The following is an 18,520-nucleotide window of genomic DNA, read 5'->3' on the forward strand; positions in this document are numbered from 1 at the left end:
GATTATCTCCCGTAATGGTAGTTGGACTGGTAGCGGTCCATGATCCGGCTGGATAACTGCTGACGCATATAGCTCATCTGTCGGTCTACCACTTGTAGAGCATCCTGCTGAACTTGTACTCGAGACATGTGTTGGCCAATAACTGTCTGCGTCATCTCTAATGTCTTCTGAAGCTGCTCCATCGAAGCTTCATCGTAATTTTTACCCGCCAGAGCTATACGGGTCTGCTGAATCATTTCGTTCATGTACTGCATCAAAATGTCATGACTAATGTACTCAGAAAGCTGATATACCACTGAGTTCGCAATCCCTAACGATAACGGATCGACCAAATACTGAAGCACAGGTACTCGGGTAGAACTAATAAACCCTTTCTCTTTTTCTGATAAAGGCTCATCGGCCACTGCTTTATTTTGAATGCTGGTCAACAGTTGACGTACTTGCCCATTTAACGAGTTGTCCTGACTAATAGTCACTGTAGCTACCGTTGGCTTCAAACAAGCGCTTGCATCGTTGCAGGCATAAACCTGAGCCTGGCCACCGTTCATCATCGCCTTAATGATATCCTCGTTGCCGGCAAGCGGGAAAAGCGGGGTTACATTACCGGAATTATCGAATATCAACGATCCTGTCAGGCTCATTGCAAACTCCTGTAGCTGACGATTACCGTCGAAGAAATGGCGGTCTGTCATGGCTTTCCACATCAGGTTCACGTTACGCATGACACGGTCTTTATCCTTTTCACCCGCCCGATCGGTCACGCTATTCATCTGACCACCTACTGAACACCCTTGGCGTGAAGCCGCCCAGTCAGCAAAGATATTGCTTTCGCCGGCAATGTCCTGGCATACCTTCTGCTGTGACACCTGAGTGCGAGGCCATAACCCACCAATGATTCCTTGTGCTGCCTGGCAACTGCTCATATTCATACTGTTGACGTCACTTGCCATTTTCTGTAGAAAGTCCTTTGCCTGTTTCATCTCAGGCACTGTTGTCTGCAGTGCTAAATCAAAAAAGTAACCTGCAGCGTTGCTCATGATCTGCTTGGCAAAGCGTTGCAATTGCTCTCCGTTGATAAAGGAGAATGAACCCAGATACGCATCGATCCCCCCACAACCTGCATTAACGTTTGGCAGTTGCAGCGAAACAAGCTGAACGTTTTTAACCGAGGTGCGTGCAAACATGGAGCCACCGCTTGCGTAGCCTGCAGCTTGCCCCTGCCAAACTTGAGGCATTGAGGTGTTGGAATCGAAACCTAACTTATTGAAGAAGTTATTCATGTCACTATTGACGTCTGCATGAGCAACACCGATGACGGGTAACAACACGGCCAGAATCAAAATTTTAAGCCTGGATCTGTTCATTTTTGGCCTCCCCTGAGCGCGACCCGGAATACTTCGTCAAGGCGTGCTGCAAACGCATTAGCATCGACGGCCCCTTGAACAAGCGGATAGGTGGCCATCGTATTTACGTTGGTTAAAAAGGTGGTTGGGGTAGCAATCGGCATTCCTGGCGCAAAATATTGAACCATTACATCTGGCGTCGCTGGCACAGCCCCCGGATATGAATCATCACCTTGGCCATCAAGGGAAAAAGCAAAAACGCCAATCCCCATCGACGCTGAAAACTGCTGTAGTAACGGGTCAAACCGGTGGCAATACTGGCAAGTGCTCTGCATAAATAAAACCAACTTCCAGTTTGCTAAATTTACTCGCTGACCGTCGCTAAGGGTATGCCAACGGGCAGGTACGACGCGTTTTGCCGGAGGTGCAGGCGGCAAATATGTTGTAGGGCGATTACTCTTTGCTGCATCTAGCTCTTTAATTTCATCCCAGGTAGAAGCCATCGCAGTAAATGAATGCGAAATACTAAGCCCTAGGAGGGCCATAAGAGATAGGAGCTTAGCGCAATCAGAAAATTTAATATTATTAAACACTTTCATTTCCCCTCTTAGCCGCCAAAACTAATAACCTCTCCCAACCAGTTTTGATGAGGCAAGCTACCACATCCAAAATATCCAGAAAAAAACTCGTAAATACAAATGCTACTCCAATGGATAGAGTAAACATCGAGGGATACCATTTTAAAATGCTGATAGCCTCTTGAAGCCGAGTGCCGGCTTTTGCGACCCCATACTCAAACAACTTCGCAAGAAAAAATTCTGACACATAGAAATAAAATGCCGCCCCGACAATTAAGGCCATACCATAAACAAATAAGTACGAGGTTAATGATTTGCTATTTTCAATGTTGTCATTCTTCATTGCGCCCCCCAAGATCCTTGGACTCAAGCTTTTCCACCTCTTCTTTTTTAATTTCTTTCTTATATTTATTTAAAATTTTGTAGCCACCAAAAATCAGCAAAGCTGCGGCGGAGAAATTAAATAAATTTTGGCACTCTTGTGGATACTTCGTGACCATTCGCGCAAGAAAATACATCATGGCACCGATGGTGAATATGAAAGTCCCTGCCACATCAAGGTCTGGCATTCTAATTTTCATTTTAATAACCCTTAATAGTTCGGCTTAAAATCCGTAGCCACATTGAAAAACTGCTTCGATAAATCATCTTGAGTCATAAACCCATACCCCAATGGCCGCACATGTCCACTTTTAGGTTCAACAAGAATCAACGCAGGGAAGTACTTAACACCTAAGCGAGCTGCCTGTCCGCTATCCTTCCTGCTATCCGGAAAGTCAGGACTGCTAATACCATCAACTGAAACCGGTATAACCGAAATACCATTAACCTGCCGAAACCCCGCCACAACCGAAGCAAATTGGTTATCAAGCGGTTCATTACCTCTGTAGAAGAACATAACGCCATATTGCCCAGCTAAGGATGATATAGCTTGTTTCTCCTTCTCCTGGTCAGCAGCCAACTGCGTTTTCACAGTGCTGTTATAATGACTATGCTGTAAGTTGTAGTCCAATTCGGGGTGTAACAGCATTGCTTTTTTTGCTGACCGTTCGAACAGACCTGCTTGCGTTGTCCAATAGTTTTGCATTTTAAAATACTGAACAAAGTTTTCTACCGACGGGTAAAGAATTGCCGTGTGCAATGCTTCCTTTGTTTCCATCTGTAGTGTGGCTAGTTGTTTTTCAATATCTACCGGATCAGCTTTTTTTCGCGTTGGTTTAGACACATCTTCTTTAGGTTCCGTATACCATTGCCACCCCTGAGCCGCAGTATCAACTTTTTCAGCATTAGCTAATAATGGCAGTATCATCATAAAACTGAGTGCTATTTTTTTCATTTTTTATCACTCGCATTATTCAGTCTGTCTTGAATTTGTTGTTTCACTCTCTCCAACAGCTTTCCATCATCAGGGACGGATGTACCATTCATTAAATCATCATAAAAATTCGCAAAATCCAGGTTTTCAAAATTTATACGTTGCAATTCATCTATAGTAATCCCTCGGCAATCAGGATTTTTAGCACCACCAAATCCAATGCCTAATTGCCATTGTCGGCCTTGTTGCTGGACAATTTGCGCCAACTTGGAGTCAAATAAGCAGTAACTGCGTTTACGTTGCAAACAAACGCCCAATACTTTTCGGCTGCAATACTCTCCTACATCAACGACTAATTTTTTCTCTTTGGCTTTGCCGAGAGCCTTTTCTTCACTGTCACAATGAGCAAGGCCCACACTATTCCCCCACCCACTATCTTTACAGCAGTTGCTAAACCCAGCTGCGGCTTTCCGGCATGATTGAGGCTTACCGGTAAACGCGCGTACATCGATACCATTTAGCGCCGCGACGTCATCCCCAGCGGCAGCAACCGCGGCAAGCTGAGATATTGCTTTTTGGAACATATTGTTCTTGCCTGTCCGGGTAAGTTCGCAAGCGCCATCCGTACAGAAAAAGTCACCGCCGCACATCATGCCTTCGGCACTCACTTGCTTCTCACAACTATATGTCACGTTTTCATGCACACAAGCTCCGGACTCGTCTCCATATGCACAGGTTCGTGCCGCGACAGTACAGGCTGTGTCGTTTGCATAAACAGCGCAACTCCCTAATGTCTCCTCATTGACGCGATAGGTATCGGTGAATTTCCAACAATCGCTATATACAGCATGGGCAATCCCATCGACTACAACAGTTCTCTCGCCACCCGGCTCAGAACATACGGTATTAATTTTCACTGCATCAGGGTCTTGAGCTAATGGGCAAGAGTCCTCCACTGACGTACTGGGTTTCCATACTTGCTTGCTCGTCCATGCAGAAAAATCCAAATCAAACAACACCCCCCATTGGCTGTTGCCATTAAGTGTCCTCACCAGTGCGTCAAGAAAACTATCTAACTGGCCACCAGGATCGATAGTGATAAACAGCGTTACCGGTTGCCCCTCTGTAATTGCGAAACCAGGCGCCGAAACATCTCTGCGCCCCCAATCATTGCGACCGTAAGAAATTGATGTGCCGAATAAATCAATTTTTATTGGATAGCTAAACGTGTGTAATTCATTGAGTACTTCGTAGTTAAACGACGCTGAGTTCAGTGTTCCTGTGAAAGGCGCCACAAACTCGCCACGCACCCGATTCCCTTCTCTCCACCAACGAATGGAAGATCTGCCCATGTGCGCAGATTTATCTTCATACTCTGTCTCATAGTGCCCACCGATAGTTACCGGGCGGTCGCAGTATTGTTGTGTTGCCAAATCCCGTTCACAAAAGTGGCTGGTGATTACGGTTTGATGCATATAGCCTTTGCCGCATTCCTCACCAGTGCCTTTTGTTATCTCTTCCGCATCTTGCTCGACTTTCTTACCGCCACTGATAAAAGGTGCATCTTTTGATATCGGCTCTTTGGGGTTATTAAGAACAGAGTCCGATATAGTCTTCCCGGTATCGGAAGTACCAAGTGCCTGGTTACCCTCGTTTACCATCGCCCCGGTGTCGCCTCCTTTTACGCCACCGTAATACCCGGTTTCCTTTGGATTATTGGTATAATTTGGCAATACATCGGCAGGTTTGAACCCGGTAAGGGAATTTGTGCCTTGTCCTTGTACCTGGTGCGCATAATCTGAACCTTGCTTGTAGTCGTCATTTGCTACGCACTGAGATGAAACACCGATCCCTGCCAGAATGCCTGCATGTAGAACAAGCAAAGCCACATTGTTGAACACCGGCTTCCATTTCATAAACCCGCCTCCTTCAACAAACCTTCAGCTGTATCAGAGCAGTCACCTTTTTCTACTATCTGCCTCAACGCTTCTTCCAGGCGGAGATTGCCAGCAATACGGTCAAACCCTTTTTTACATGTCACCACCAGTGCAGGTACGGCACGAACGCCGTAGGTCGTAAATGCTTTTGGGTCTACCTGTATGCCACCTTGTTTTGAATCTTTAACCAAGCCGTACACAGCGACGGTTGTTTGCTTCATATCGTTATTCACTAACCCCCGCAGCGTTGCAGGGATTTTGAAGCGAGAAGATTCAGAAACCATTCTCTTCAGGCCCTCATGGGGAATGGAGAACGATACAAAGTAGAGCGCACGAGGGGCTGGTTTTTCCTCACCGGCCGCCTGTTGTTGCTTTCGTTGCAACTCATCAATCCATTTGTTATCAAGTTCACTGAGCTTGCCCGTGTGTGGCGTAAGAAACTCTGGTCGAGACGCAGCAGCAGCTTGCTGACGAATTGCATTTCCCGCGTCTATTTGGTTATCAATAAACGCCTGTGTCTCTGTTTTTTCCGCCAACGCCGGCAGGGTTGTACAAGCCAATATGGCCAGACTGATGATCCTTGCTTTCATGGAGGTCTCCTTAATAGACACAGTTACGCTTACGCCACATTAGGTAGCCAAAGTTCTTGCGACTATGAGGTGGGTTATGGCTGATTTCCCATCGCATCACCGTTCTACCCACGGGATGACACTGAGCAACGTCTGGGTACATGTTCACCATCTGATAGCGCCAGCGCTCTTTCGGCAGTATTGGAGACGGATATTCGTAGCAAACGGCAACGTCCGCCCCGATACTATTCATCACCATTCCCTGGCGATGAAGTTTGAAAGCCATCCGTTCTGATACCAACACGGAAGACTGAAGCGGGCTGAACTCGTTTGAAACATAACCATTAAACGGATACATCGAGCCTTGTGAACCGGCACACCAAAATAGCGGGTCCAGCGCTTTGTTAAATGCGCTGGCAATTGCATCTGCAGCACACGCGCCTTGTGCGATAGGATTCGCAAACAAGATAGCCTCTGGATTCAAGATCGTGGTTAGGCTGCTGTCGCTCCAGGTTGGATCAAGCTCTGACAAATACGCGATATCCATATCGCCACCCTGCAAGCAAGCGGCTGATGTGATAATGCTGAGCCAATAGGTCAAAGGGTACTTGTACCAATGAACGTGATAAAAGGCGCCAGGGACATCTTTGTCACTCTGTCCAGCCGTACCGGTCCCTATACTCCCGACGTTAAGATTAAACCCGCCCATATTGACCATGCAGTAAGGAGAACGGGTAACGTCTGTAAGTGCCATTGGTTCCCAGTATCCAACCGCCATACCAATACGTTGGAAAATCGGAGGAGGCATTGGGCAAAACTGGATAGGGCTACCAGGATTTGCGGTATCTGGTTGTGCCCCGGATGACACTGCAATGCTACCGATCGAAAGTGGAAAAATGCATTCCCAGCAAACATCCGTAATCGGGTTTACAAATCGGCCTTCACAAGCGGGATCTGCCGCGTTGGCCGTGCGGCATAATATGAGAGCAACGCCAGCAAGAAACAGGAAAAGATAACGCTTCATTGAGCCTCCTTTACTGGATATGACTCAATTTTGAGAGCCAACCCATCAGCAGTTGCCGTGACTCGAGCGGGTATCTCTGTTAGCTGGAGACGCTTGGTCCAAACTGCGTCTTGGTCAAAGTAGATCCGGGTTCCGAGAGATTTGGTGGCATCACGAATATTCCCGCGCACAAGAATAATTTTTGCGATTTCTGTGGGTGATTTCTGTTCCTGCATCCACTGCAACTGGCCTTTGTCATCGGCATCAATAAAGTAAAGCGTCTGGTTAAATACAACCTCGGATAGAGGATTAACTACATCGCCTTTACGCGCGAATACTCGCCCTTCACGATCAGCAAGGGTTTGTGTCACGGTCATCGATGGGTCAAATATTCTCGCGCTATAACGCTCTGCCACTCTGAGCCCTTCTACCGGGTTAGGTCGAAGAGTGTGCTCAATTACTCGATTTTTAAACGCCTCCTGCTGCTGCGCCATCTCGCCGCTCTTTTCCAACGCCTGCAGGCGTTGGTGTATGGTGTTGAGCAGATCTGGTTCAGCAATTGGATATAACTCCCCCCATGTGCCAAGATCTGCAGCATTGGAACTTATAGTCAGGCTCATGAGTAGAACGAGTGACAGCCTTTTCATTCGTTATTCCCCTCTCATCCGTTTTGCTATATCAGCCTGAATTTCACGGGTGATGTCCGGAGACGAAGAAACAACCGCCGGCGCCGCTAAAATTAATGCTCGATGACTACGCTGATAATCACCAAGGCTATTGCTCAAAGCACGATTAAAACGCTCAGCCAGAACAGCACTTTGTTGCTCAGTAAGTTGTTTTTTGGCAACCGAGTCCATAAATGTGTCGATCGTTGCCTTCATATCAAACGAAACCGTTACAGGCTGCAGCCATTGGTTCAGAAGCATAGAAATACCGGCATTCAAACCAATGACGATAAGGCCAGCAATGAGAACCTGCCTAACACAACGATTCCGGCGAGGGCTGCGTTTTTTTACATTGGAAACTGCAGCTTGAGTTTGATCTTCTGTATTCATTTCATCTGCCATGATTCCAACTCCTTCATTTCGTCAGGGAAGTTACGATTTGCCAATTCATAAACAGCCTCATGAATATGTGCCCCTCCTTGCCTTTTGGTTTTGATAAATTCGAAATCCTCACCTTTTGAAGAAAACATAGCTCGACTAAGCGGGTCCACGAATAATCGGTGCCAGCTAGTAATATCTTCGACTCGTAACATGAACGAACTAAACCATTGTTTTTTCGCATCCCCAAAACGGGCAATAATCTGCTGCTCCATGGGAGTAAAGGCGTTGGGGAATTCTTGATTGTACTTCTTAAATTCCTGAGCCGATTGTTTTAGAATTATTTTATAAGACGAGTTACCCCACGCAGCTTTAGCAGCACTGGAGGCATCAGGGCTATCAAAGTCTTTTATGTTCTGAGTAATGGTAATGTATGCACCAGTGTGACGACGAGCCGTTCTATAGCCTTTTTCAATGAACGAACCAACTTTGTCATTTTTGAAGTTAAGAAGCTTCCACCCTTCATCAATAACACAAATCTTTTTCTGTCCACGCGGGCTACGGTACATTTTATTCTCTATATATATAATAAGAGAAAACATAACCGCAACCAGTAAAGATGGTTTATCTTCCAAACCACCTAATTCAAGAACCACCATCTTCGCATCATCAGTAAGAGAAGGTTTATCAGAGTTGAAGTACTCCCCATAAATCCCTTTAGTGGTGTATTGGTCTAAAAGTACAATCATGTCATCAAGTCGATTAAGGAGACTGTGTTTGTCCTTATACTCATCACTAGTACGAGTCGTGTGCATAAACTCAACGACATCATCTATACGTGCACGATTTTGTTTGCTTACCCAGGCATATTTCACTGCCTGTAAGAGAAGCCCTTCATGAACCTCATCCAAATTACCGTTCGGACTTGCCATGACAGACAGTTGGTCCCGAATACGTTCAGCTGACGCATCAATGTTATCGGCAGTAACGTTAGCAAAAGGGTTAAACTTCAGAGTGGTCCCATCAAGATAGGTGCCCCCTACGTTTTCACAGAGGGACTTATAGCCATCCCCCATATCAAACACCCAGGCATTACCACCAGAATCCAACACTTGTCGAATAACAGGTTGTATTAGCCCTGTTTTACCCGCCCCCGAAGTACCACAAACGCCCATGTTGTAGTTTGTGTTCCCCATGACATCAGTAAACAGATCCAGGAATGACAATTGGTTACGATATGAAGGCGCAAGCAATCCGCCAGGGCTTAAACGGTTGTCTGCGATAATTGGAAGCAGGTTAACCACGTTAAAGGATTCCGCTCTACAGGTCGCACCACTAACCTTAAGGTCGTTCCATAAGCCTTCCCCTGCCATGAATGGAAACATGGCCATGAAGTTACGCATCTGATGAAAACGCGGAGAATACAAGCGAATCCCATTTTTCAAATAGGTATTAATCACTTGTTGTTCATGTAAAAGCGCAGTTTCGTCATCATCTTTGCAAAAGGTTGTAACGTTATAGTAATAGCGAACCAATGCCGATTGATTAGACGATAAGCGAGTACGAATTTCTCCCCATTCCTTCGCCTCTTGTTTCACATTAGGTAATAACTTTGCATATGAAGTGTTAGCTTTCTTGTCACGCTCCATAAACTTTAGGTTAGCTTCATTTTGTGCCGCCTCCTGCTCCTCAACTAATAAAGTCGTAGTCACGACGAAAGGGCATGAAATTGACAAGTCAGGACTTAATAGGTTACTGATATTATCGCCACCCTGCCATAGCATAAACATATCTGGATTCTTCTCCAGCATAAAATTCATAACCCTAGCACTTGATGGCGCCTTGCCTGGTTGAGTCAAACCTACTTTAATATGCTCAGGGAAAACCTTGAGATCAAAGCTGGTATCCACGCATTGATAATTCAATTCATTATGCTGGTCTACATCAAGTTTATCTTGATATAACGAGTCGGGGTTATGGTTAACCATCTCGTATATCATGTTAATACACTCCACATCATCAATTGGTGTGGTAATAACCTGAGCTGAATCCAATGATGCTCGTATAACTTTCAATAAATGAAGTATTTCAGTAAGTTGTTGACGATCTTTTTTCTTTTTCTTGGATTTTTCACAATAGGAAATGTATACGCGATAATCACGCAAAGTTAATGGTAAATTAGTTGGTGTATCAAACTGTGTGCTTGCAGCTCTTTGATAATATGCTTGCGTGATTTTGTTAAAATGCGCAGCATTATCGCCTGCCCACCGGAAGTCCTGCAATCCTCGATCAATTTGATTACCGATAGCTTTGCTCGAAACCAAATGAAATGATAATGGGGTGTTACGAGGGAGTTTGGTACGAACCAAATTCTCCAACGCAAGAACCATCTGTTCATTAGCACCTAACAGTGGACGGGCCTCAAGAATAAAACCTACGGTACTTGTATTGATAAACATGCCACTATCGCGATCATAATCACGGTAAGGCAAAGTTCGTGAAAACTGAGGAAATTGCATGCCCGCCAACTGCTGATTAGCTGCAGAGGTACCATCCGGCATCTTAAATGCTGTGACCAAGCGGTTTACTGCATTGGTTACATCTTCTAGTAAAGACATTATATAAATCCTCAGTACACACTACGTGGCTGACCCCAGTACCCAGGGGAAATTACAAAGAGAACCTTTCCAGGTTGGTGATAAACGTCGTTATCATCGATATATGGAGCAACCCAAAGCTGTGCTGTTGTTTCCATCCCGCGGATAGGTGTTGTCTCACCTTTTGAATCACACCGTGGGGCTAAACAACGTGTACTGGTAGTGACAATGCTAACTACTGGCGCCACAGAAGTAGCCGATATGCTGTTAGCTGGTTTTGAGCTGAAAGGTTTTGACTCTACGCTAGTTGTAGATAAAGCGTGGCTTGCGGTTCCTACCACAGAAGGGTTTACCGTTTGCAATGACGGTGATGGCAACGGCTGAGACAAATTAGCCAGTGGAGGCAGTCCGGCCGCAGCCGTTGCCGGCTTTGCTTTGCTGGATTCCGTCATAGCACGAGCTTTATCGTTTGCCTGATCCATAGTCATGCATGAGTCGGATGACGTAGCATTACATTCGAAATCAGAGCGTGTACCCAACGAGCATCCACTTAACGTTATTCCCGTTAGAACCAGTGAGAACCACAAAATCAGCTTCATTTTTTTCTCCATCATAGAATTCAGTCATTTTTCGTTTGAAATTATTCGGCTGGCATGGTGTACAGATAAATTATTAAAATCATACCTCAGGAAATAGCACCCACCATTATTATCCGTTATTACCGCTATTCATAAACTCATCCACTTTTAAACCACCCAGTTGATTCATCATATTTGGTGTATTGCCTTGTAGCTGATTCTGTTCATCTTGATTTTGGCGATTTTCATTTTCCGCCAAAACTTCTTCTATAGTCTTCAACTGGAAACCGTCTTGAAAAACAATAGTCACTTCATTACCAGCACCAATTGGGATTATTGGATGATATTGTTCAGCACGTTTAATAAGATATCCGCTGATAGTTTTAGCGCCTTCACCCACGCCCCCACCTACACCTGATTTAAGTACATCCCCTGCACCAACACTCGCGGTCGCTCCAAGACCAGCAACTGGCGTAGCAACGCTTTGCATTCCCTGGCCAATACCTTCAATAAACCCTGCCCCTGCAGCCCACCCGAGTATTTTCCCTTCACGCATGACAACCTCTCCCTTAATGCCATTTTTTCCCATAAAGGAAACATGACCTGCAATATCCATATCGATAGTATCCTTACCAAATAGGCAGCTTATCTTCCTCGTCCTGACAATAGCCCTTTCACTTGATACGTCCCCATACGCAGCCGCACTAACAAAGCAACCTGTTGCATCATAAATCTTATCGTTTGGCATCCGGATTTTTCCGGTCAACCGAAATTGCATTGGAGCGGTATTTTCATTACCAGTAACAGCGGCATTCGCATCGGCGCCTTCAATTACCATTGATGGGGCGAAACTCCCGCTGGGTATATACGGATATTTTTTTGTGTTATTTTTTTTAGAGTAATCAAAAACCTTGCTTTGCAATTTTCCTGGTGTTGATGTTTTAACGTAACTAACTGGTCCTTGTGTAATTTCACCTGCCCCAATGCCCGGATAAAATGCAGTTGGCGGGGGAACTGTGCCAGGGGCTGGGATTGAACCCGGCGCCGGTGCTGCCGCATTGGGTGCGGGCTCACCTACTGGTGCATCAAAATTGGCGTGACTCATATCCATCCGCAATTGATTGTTCTCGTCTTCAAGTTTCCCCATGCGTGCTTGATCTTCTTCGCGCTGCTTTTTCAAATCAGCCATGTCTTTTTGCATGCGATCATACTGAGTTTTAAGTTCAGCCTGAGTCACCTGAGTCTGAGTAATAGCCGATTGCTGTACCTTTCCATCAAAAGTAGAATCAACAACACCTGTCATATCAGGAGCCGGTTCGTCTACTTGCTCATGCCTGGCTCCCGTGAATGACATTGTGGTGAAATACCAACCTAACCCCCCCGCACATACCAGTACAGCCACTAGGCCAGCTAAGATAGTTACCTGCCGACGTTTAACCTGAGTATTAATGTTGCCCATCGCAGCCTCCAAGGTCTGTCGTCACATACACGCCAACAGTTCCCCCACCAGTTAATTCCCTGGACCGGCTGCTAAACATGACTGAACGTACCCCTGGCATCCAAAAATCATATTCGTTTATCTGGACGGAAATTGAGGAAATGTTTCTCACGTCAAAACGGGTAACTTTTAGTCTATCTCCAAGCCAGACTTGAACAGCCTGTGAGGTCAGGCCTGCCGGTGTTTTTAATTTTTCATGCGTCACCGGCATTACAGCGTAGCCCTCCGGCACGGCGTTACGCCGCACGGCCTGATTCAAACTAATAAGTAACGACTCATAAGGTTGCGACTGTTCCCAAGCCTTAGCTTTTGGATTGTCTCCCGAGACTTCGCTTACCAAGCGGTAGCTCGCACCGGCTCTTTTTTCAGGTACAGCCGTTATCGAAAAAACCTGTCCTTTTTCTGTTTCTACGAAAAAGGTAAATTGCTTAGTCGCTAGGGTTGATACCAACAAAGCACCAGCTTCAGTATTTCTCTGGTCAGTTAATGTTCCTTCGGCACTATTGACAGCAGTAATACGATCGCCCGGTACAACAATTAGATTTGGATTGCTATTGCTTACCGAAAGTTTGAACTGACCATTTTCTGGGAAGCTTAACGTCGCCGGCGCTACTGCAGCAAAAGACCATCCAGGTAAAGATAGAAATGCTATGAGAACAGCAACATATTTACTTGTCATCTTTAGTCTCTCCAAACTTATCAAGCCAGGTAAACCCGTCGCTGTAATCCAAAACCAACACGTAGTGTTTTATTTCACTAATGGGTTTACTCGAATCTCCGATCCAAGTTTTAAGTGTGCCCCAAAGATCCACTCGCCCATCATTCGGATATACCTTCATCTTTTCTTGATAAAAAACAGAATTAACTTCATTATCTTTAATTCTATTTGCTTCTTGAGCCAACTTAACCTTCATATCAGGTTGAGCCCCAGGACGTACAAACTTCAACAGTAATTCATGTTTTCCATCAACAGTTTCAGGAGAAACATTCAGCCGTGTATCGACAAAAGACAATGCAATTTGTTGAAGATAAGAAGCGTCAGCACTGTTTTTAGACACTGCAAATGGAGCATAAAAACCCATTGGGGTTATGATCGAGCGTTGTTCGTTTTGTAGGCGATAATTATTAACACCTTGAATGATGTTACTTACAATACTTAACGCCAAGAGAAAACCCACGATAATGAATCCGTAAGCAATAATTCTATTTGTTGATAGCTTAGCTGAATGCTGCATATAGTTGCCTGCTTATTTAGTCCATTGCCGAAAACACGAATCAGGAATTATCTTGTAAACAACACGCCACAACTCTGAAGGGAGATACCAGTAGGCAAGGTTGTAAAGCCACATACTCCCTTTGCCTTTCTTAATTTTCCTGATAAAAAACCAGAGCAGAGCCGCTACAACTAGTGCGAATAGATATTTCTTCATCCATATCATTAGTCCTCCAACGATAAGGATTGGAATCGCTTCATCTAAAGGCAGCCCAAATATGCGTCTCTGCTCTGTAAGTGTTTTCGGGAAACGGTACTTGTCAATTTCGTTTCCCGTCATTTGACACCTTAATTAGTAACCAGCGACGTTCATGCCAACAGTAGTGAAAACGATCAGAATGGCAAAACCGAACAGGAATTTCACGTTCTTAGTCAGCATATACATCACAGCACCGACGATTACTTCGGTCAGGATAACCCAACCTAAAACAGTAGAATCAGAACCAAAAGTTTTCTTCACTGTGTCTTTACCGCTAGCCATCAGGTCCTTACCACCAGTTGCCATAGCGGCATCACTGAATAAGAGGCCCAGTACGGCAACAGGCAGAATAACTGACAAGAAGTTAACAACCTTTTTACGGCTGAACATTTTGGTGACTTTAGAGAACATAGAGCGTTTAGACGACACGCAGCCGTCAGCCACTAAGGTAGACATAGATAATATCCTTTTTACCAAAATAATAGAGAGTTTTTATATATACCGATACATGTGCCTTCCGATTAATTTCTCCTGGTGCTGCACCTCCACATTTGTTTGATTGGATTACTCATGAAATCTTTTACCTTCCGCTGCGATATCCGTGAATCTATAGAGATGGTCACACAACCTTAACGCAGCTTCATCTTTTTTTGTTCTCCCTGCTCTGCTCGCGGATTCACTTAATTTTTTGTTAACGATTTCGTCTAGCATAAAGTTGATACTGACAAGAGGAGAGGCTCGACTAACTGCCAACAAAGGAAACCCTTTATCATCAACAACCAAATCCGAAAACAGACTCAGGTGGTCACTCAATCTTAAAGAGGCTTCCTGTCTCTTTGTTCTACTGGCACGGGCTGCGGATTCGGTAAGTTTGATATTCGTATCTGGCTTCAAACCAAAACTGATACTTACTTTTTCATATCCGTGTCCAGAATCTGGATTAACCATCACCGCACCATTAGTTGTTATTAATGTCTTTCCTGAGAAGATGAGTTCCCTGGTGTTTGAATGAAAGTACTCAAAAGAAAACCAGTAACAAGGTATTGCTGCCGGTGAACTAAGTATGAAGCGATTAAAAAATGTGTATAGGGGTAAATTATACCCCTATACAAAAAATGGCATATGTGATAGCGAGAATGTTTTTTTAGTATTTAATGAAGATAAAATCAAAAATGCAGCACCCTGCTGTATTAATGCATCATACCCATAAAAAAAGTCTTATCCCTTGATGTAACAATATGTTACATCATCCCGGATTAATTATTAGGCTCCTAATATTGATCTATCGCAATTGTACTTAGTCCAAGTTCATGATTAGAATCAATTCATAATTAAAAGGCTGCTTATTTTCAATTTCCTTACTGTTCATTTCTTCACACCATCGTGTTTACACAAAACACCGTCAGGAAGACAAACTAAAACGAAGGAGCAGGTATGAATGTTGATTCGATTAGACAGCAAAAATCGTCAAAGAAATTTCGAGAAATGGCAGCCTTGTCGTTCGACCTTGATCAGGCTGACATATCATTCTCATGTATAGATACATCACTTAACCGCGTCATGTCTGTAACCACAAACTACCAATGGCATCTGAACTACTGGGGGCATGACTTAGACAAACAAATTGCTCAGCGTTTGGTACCGGGCATCGTAAGCTGGAATCGATATGACCCTTTACACCAATCCATACTCAAAGAAAACATGCCGAGTCGAAAGACAAAAATCGACATCTGCACCCGGCATAGCAATATTTTTGAGCTCATGTCAGTGAGTACTGATGTTAATCTAGAGTTTATGGATGTGGGCAGTCTCCTTACGATTAAACCCAAAATTAGCACGATAGTAGGACACACGTTTAAAAAGCACGGAACAGAGTTATCCTTGCCCCTACGAAGTGACATGAATCTTGGCCCTGCTAGTTTTAAAAGCCCAAGTGAAAGCCCCTTCAAATCGACTAGCACCTGGCAATTTGGTGATCTAACTCTAACTGATCTGGAGATGGATACTGTGCGCCAGCTGCTTATGTGTAGGTCGATAAAAGAGATCGCTAATAAGCATAACTGCAATGAGAAGGTTGAGCGTAAACGACTTGATAACATCAAACGTAAAATGGACAGCGAAGGACACCCTGTCTCATATCTTTTCGACAAACTAAAAGAAAATGGAATTGTTCAAACATGCCTGGAATCATTCATCATGTATCAATAACCTGCACTGATATTGCAGCTAGCCAATCTTTCTACCAACTTCTCGGTTTTATACCCAGTAAAATTTATGAAGACAACCAATGCATAATAGTGCTTCTTAAAGGAAAAAATTCATGCGTGGAGTTATTTAATTTTAAACTCGTAGCGATAGGGAAGTTTGAAGCAAAAAAATTAGAGAGTATAGGGTTAACACATATCGGAATTAAAACGGATGACCTTGCTATAACAAATGGCATACTTACTAATGCCGGATATCAATGCAATGAATACCAAGAGGCTCGCATGGGAGGGTTTAGGTACTTCTTTACATCCGATCCAGATGGAAATCTAGTTGAAATAATAGAGGAAAAATAAATGAGATGGGGACAAAGGATTGGGGTCGTTGCTGGTAATGCTATGGAGTTCTATGATATAGCCGTGTATGCAGCTATATCGATGTATCTTACAGTTATTTTAGAACAACAAGGTGTAATCCACGGACAAGAGATAGTATGGGGGATATTTGCTCTTCGGTTTTTAATCAGGCCATTAGGTGGAATTGTCATCGCTCGCTATGCAGAAAAGCACGGCAGAAAATCCGCACTGATACTAACAAGTACACTAACTGGTATAGCTACATTCCTCATGGCATTTATGCCAGTGGATACATTTGGGAAGTATGTAGTGCTTTTCTTGCTCGCATTACAAATGGTTCAGGCTTTTTCATTTGGCGGGGAGTATCCTACTATAATTAACTACCTTTTGAAGGATAGCCAAGACAATGAGAAAGGGAGAATTAGCGCAATTATAGTTGGTAGTTCTCTAGTGGGAGTCATCGTATCAACTTCAATAGTTTTATCACTAAATGCAGCACTCAGTCAGGAGCAAATGCTTAGTTTCGGCTGGCGCATTCCTTTGATAATTGGAGGCCTGAATATTTTACTGAGCTTTTGGTTTAGAGCCCGGCTTCCATACCAAACTTCTGACACCTTGGCGCTAAAAGGTTCACATAGTACGTTCAAAACAACGTTAACAATATTCATGCTAACCATCCCTGCCGCAGTTGTTTTCTATGTTCAAAACATGGCAAGCACGATGATTGGAAATGCTTTACTGATAGGCGAGTTTAAAAAATTGTATCCTATAATCAACTCGGGATTTTTGCTCCTTACTGTTATTGCTGTTGGTATCATTGTTGACCGTATTAGCTCACCAACAAAGGCATTTAATTCTGGTGCCATTCTGCTACTGTTATTGGGTGCACCGTTGTATGCTTTAATGGATAGCACTTCTCTCGTAATAGTGATTTTATCTGCAGTCATTACATCCATTATTGCAGCAATGATACTCTCAAATTTAGCTTCAATTCTAAGAGACAAATCAAAAGGCCAAGATACATCACTTGGCCTTGGTTATAATTTGGCTTTATCAATTTTCGGAGGGTTAACCCCCATTATAATTAGCACACTTATCCCGCATGGTTTTGTCTATGCAGGTTTATATGTAGCTATAGCCTCCGTTCCGGTCTTTCTGGCAAACAAATTCCATTCGTCGTATACAGAAAGAGCCGAGCAACAACAATAAGTTTCAATGAACTTTGCGAGAATACAGAAAGCCTTCTTTGCGACTCTTGAAGGCTTTTTCTTATCTGTCCAGGTGTTACCCCTCTGAATTCTGAGATCTCTTCAACCGTTGCCCCTAAAGCCAAAAAAAGGACAGTCTCACATTGAGCAACGGATAGTTCAGAAAACACCTTGTAAAATGGCGAAAATTGGTTAGGATCAAACGCAGCCATAACAGCCTCCTTCCAGGTTGTTTTTGGTTAGCTGATAGAAGTGGTTGCAGCCACTTCTATCAGCGCTAACAAAGTCAAATTCAATTATTTAAATCTATTCATAGCCTTCCTACTCTTCATCATCACCCTCATCTGGCATTGGGAAGAGCTTAGAAATTTCCTCATCAGATACGAGTCTGATTTCTTCAGCCATATTCGACCATTTGAAACTATCTTTTCCTTGCACTTCATTGAGCAAGGATGCAATTCCAAGTATTTTCTCGGTAGCAACTTTTGTTTTAATAACTGCCTCAAAAATTGCTTTATAGAAGGCTAACTCACTGAAACCATCTTCTTGTTTAGACTCTTGCAACTCCTTAACTCTCAAACCAAGCACGATGAGATCAGCAGTTTCATTAGACGTATTAGCCTCTTTTTCTGAAGCCCCCTCCATTCTCTTTCTTTCAATGCGTGACCTTATTTTTTGGTCAACTTCTTCCGTTACAAAAGTTTGAATTCTTGGCATGAAAATTATCCAGGTAAGCTATCGAACAAACACACTCTACATTAGAGTATACGCCACCATAAAGCAACAATTTTTAGAGTCTACTCTATACTCTATATAAC

22 protein-coding genes are annotated in these 18,520 nt (G+C 43.8%); 3 read left to right on the top strand and 19 right to left on the bottom strand.

Annotation, left to right across the window (positions count from 1 at the left end; genetic code table 11):
* Nucleotides 1-2: 2 nt before the first annotated feature.
* From traH to H5P17_RS26725, 18 genes are all read right to left on the bottom strand, one after another.
* Nucleotides 3-1,364, bottom strand: a complete 1,362-nt coding sequence (gene traH / locus H5P17_RS23210) for a conjugal transfer pilus assembly protein TraH (RefSeq protein ID WP_182825470.1) — start codon at nucleotides 1,362-1,364, stop codon at nucleotides 3-5.
* The gene (gene trbB, locus H5P17_RS23215; protein WP_220496947.1) at nucleotides 1,361-1,942 is read right to left on the bottom strand and encodes a type-F conjugative transfer system pilin assembly thiol-disulfide isomerase TrbB; all 582 of its coding nucleotides are present in this window, start codon (nucleotides 1,940-1,942) and stop codon (nucleotides 1,361-1,363) included. The genes traH and trbB overlap by 4 nt, the downstream gene beginning before the upstream one ends.
* Entirely contained in the window at nucleotides 1,929-2,264 is a 336-nt protein-coding gene (locus H5P17_RS23220) for a hypothetical protein (RefSeq protein ID WP_182825472.1), read from the bottom strand. The genes trbB and H5P17_RS23220 overlap by 14 nt, the downstream gene beginning before the upstream one ends.
* Nucleotides 2,254-2,502 carry a hypothetical protein gene (locus H5P17_RS23225; protein ID WP_182825474.1) on the bottom strand — a complete coding sequence of 83 codons (249 nt, stop codon included), beginning with the start codon at nucleotides 2,500-2,502 and terminating at the stop codon, nucleotides 2,254-2,256. The genes H5P17_RS23220 and H5P17_RS23225 overlap by 11 nt, the downstream gene beginning before the upstream one ends.
* A gap of 11 nt (nucleotides 2,503-2,513) precedes the next feature.
* Nucleotides 2,514-3,233 carry a type-F conjugative transfer system pilin assembly protein TraF gene (gene traF, locus H5P17_RS23230; protein WP_255477986.1) on the bottom strand — a complete coding sequence of 240 codons (720 nt, stop codon included), beginning with the start codon at nucleotides 3,231-3,233 and terminating at the stop codon, nucleotides 2,514-2,516.
* A gap of 20 nt (nucleotides 3,234-3,253) precedes the next feature.
* Nucleotides 3,254-5,152 carry a type-F conjugative transfer system mating-pair stabilization protein TraN gene (gene traN, locus H5P17_RS23235; RefSeq protein WP_182825478.1) on the bottom strand — a complete coding sequence of 633 codons (1,899 nt, stop codon included), beginning with the start codon at nucleotides 5,150-5,152 and terminating at the stop codon, nucleotides 3,254-3,256.
* Nucleotides 5,149-5,763, bottom strand: a complete 615-nt coding sequence (gene trbC / locus H5P17_RS23240) for a type-F conjugative transfer system pilin assembly protein TrbC (protein ID WP_182825480.1) — start codon at nucleotides 5,761-5,763, stop codon at nucleotides 5,149-5,151. The genes traN and trbC overlap by 4 nt, the downstream gene beginning before the upstream one ends.
* Before the next feature lie 10 nt (nucleotides 5,764-5,773).
* Nucleotides 5,774-6,766, bottom strand: coding sequence for a conjugal transfer pilus assembly protein TraU (gene traU, locus H5P17_RS23245; protein WP_182825482.1), 993 nt, complete (start codon nucleotides 6,764-6,766; stop codon nucleotides 5,774-5,776).
* The gene (gene traW, locus H5P17_RS23250) at nucleotides 6,763-7,392 is read right to left on the bottom strand and encodes a type-F conjugative transfer system protein TraW (protein ID WP_182825484.1); all 630 of its coding nucleotides are present in this window, start codon (nucleotides 7,390-7,392) and stop codon (nucleotides 6,763-6,765) included. The genes traU and traW overlap by 4 nt, the downstream gene beginning before the upstream one ends.
* Before the next feature lie 3 nt (nucleotides 7,393-7,395).
* Complete coding sequence (gene trbI, locus H5P17_RS23255; protein WP_255477983.1) at nucleotides 7,396-7,812, bottom strand: type-F conjugative transfer system protein TrbI; 417 nt, start codon at nucleotides 7,810-7,812, stop codon at nucleotides 7,396-7,398.
* Nucleotides 7,797-10,406: a type IV secretion system protein TraC gene (gene traC, locus H5P17_RS23260; protein ID WP_182825486.1), complete on the bottom strand. Its 2,610-nt coding sequence runs from the start codon at nucleotides 10,404-10,406 to the stop codon at nucleotides 7,797-7,799. Before traC ends, trbI begins: the two co-directional genes overlap by 16 nt.
* Nucleotides 10,407-10,417: 11 nt before the next feature.
* Nucleotides 10,418-10,999: a type IV conjugative transfer system lipoprotein TraV gene (gene traV / locus H5P17_RS23265; RefSeq protein WP_370570055.1), complete on the bottom strand. Its 582-nt coding sequence runs from the start codon at nucleotides 10,997-10,999 to the stop codon at nucleotides 10,418-10,420.
* Nucleotides 11,000-11,093: 94 nt separating this feature from the next.
* Nucleotides 11,094-12,422 carry an F-type conjugal transfer pilus assembly protein TraB gene (traB, locus tag H5P17_RS23270; RefSeq protein ID WP_182825488.1) on the bottom strand — a complete coding sequence of 443 codons (1,329 nt, stop codon included), beginning with the start codon at nucleotides 12,420-12,422 and terminating at the stop codon, nucleotides 11,094-11,096.
* Nucleotides 12,409-13,140, bottom strand: coding sequence for a type-F conjugative transfer system secretin TraK (traK, locus tag H5P17_RS23275; protein ID WP_182825490.1), 732 nt, complete (start codon nucleotides 13,138-13,140; stop codon nucleotides 12,409-12,411). Before traK ends, traB begins: the two co-directional genes overlap by 14 nt.
* Complete coding sequence (gene traE, locus H5P17_RS23280) at nucleotides 13,130-13,696, bottom strand: type IV conjugative transfer system protein TraE (protein ID WP_182825492.1); 567 nt, start codon at nucleotides 13,694-13,696, stop codon at nucleotides 13,130-13,132. Before traE ends, traK begins: the two co-directional genes overlap by 11 nt.
* 12 nt (nucleotides 13,697-13,708) lie before the next feature.
* On the bottom strand, nucleotides 13,709-14,014 hold the full coding sequence (gene traL, locus H5P17_RS23285) for a type IV conjugative transfer system protein TraL (RefSeq protein ID WP_182825494.1): 306 nt from the start codon (nucleotides 14,012-14,014) through the stop codon (nucleotides 13,709-13,711).
* 12 nt (nucleotides 14,015-14,026) lie between these two features.
* Nucleotides 14,027-14,389, bottom strand: coding sequence for a type IV conjugative transfer system pilin TraA (gene traA / locus H5P17_RS23290; protein ID WP_182825496.1), 363 nt, complete (start codon nucleotides 14,387-14,389; stop codon nucleotides 14,027-14,029).
* Nucleotides 14,390-14,497: 108 nt separating this feature from the next.
* Nucleotides 14,498-14,881, bottom strand: a complete 384-nt coding sequence (locus H5P17_RS26725; RefSeq protein ID WP_255477984.1) for a TraY domain-containing protein — start codon at nucleotides 14,879-14,881, stop codon at nucleotides 14,498-14,500.
* A gap of 486 nt (nucleotides 14,882-15,367) precedes the next feature.
* Here H5P17_RS26725 and H5P17_RS23305 point away from each other — a divergent pair, with 486 nt between their 5' ends.
* From H5P17_RS23305 to H5P17_RS23315, 3 genes are read left to right on the top strand one after another with little or no spacing between them, the layout of a single operon-like run.
* Entirely contained in the window at nucleotides 15,368-16,141 is a 774-nt protein-coding gene (locus H5P17_RS23305; RefSeq protein WP_182825498.1) for a hypothetical protein, read from the top strand.
* On the top strand, nucleotides 16,111-16,494 hold the full coding sequence (locus H5P17_RS23310) for a VOC family protein (RefSeq protein ID WP_182825500.1): 384 nt from the start codon (nucleotides 16,111-16,113) through the stop codon (nucleotides 16,492-16,494). Before H5P17_RS23305 ends, H5P17_RS23310 begins: the two co-directional genes overlap by 31 nt.
* The gene (locus tag H5P17_RS23315) at nucleotides 16,495-17,703 is read left to right on the top strand and encodes an MFS transporter (protein ID WP_255477985.1); all 1,209 of its coding nucleotides are present in this window, start codon (nucleotides 16,495-16,497) and stop codon (nucleotides 17,701-17,703) included.
* A gap of 320 nt (nucleotides 17,704-18,023) precedes the next feature.
* On the opposite strand, the gene traM is transcribed toward H5P17_RS23315, so the two are convergent.
* Nucleotides 18,024-18,419: a conjugal transfer relaxosome DNA-binding protein TraM gene (traM, locus tag H5P17_RS23320; protein ID WP_182825502.1), complete on the bottom strand. Its 396-nt coding sequence runs from the start codon at nucleotides 18,417-18,419 to the stop codon at nucleotides 18,024-18,026.
* Between the last annotated feature and the right edge of the window lie 101 nt (nucleotides 18,420-18,520).

It is taken from the genome of Serratia sp. OS31, from assembly GCF_014164835.1.
In the GTDB taxonomy this organism is placed as follows: Bacteria; Pseudomonadota; Gammaproteobacteria; order Enterobacterales; family Enterobacteriaceae; genus Serratia; species Serratia liquefaciens_A.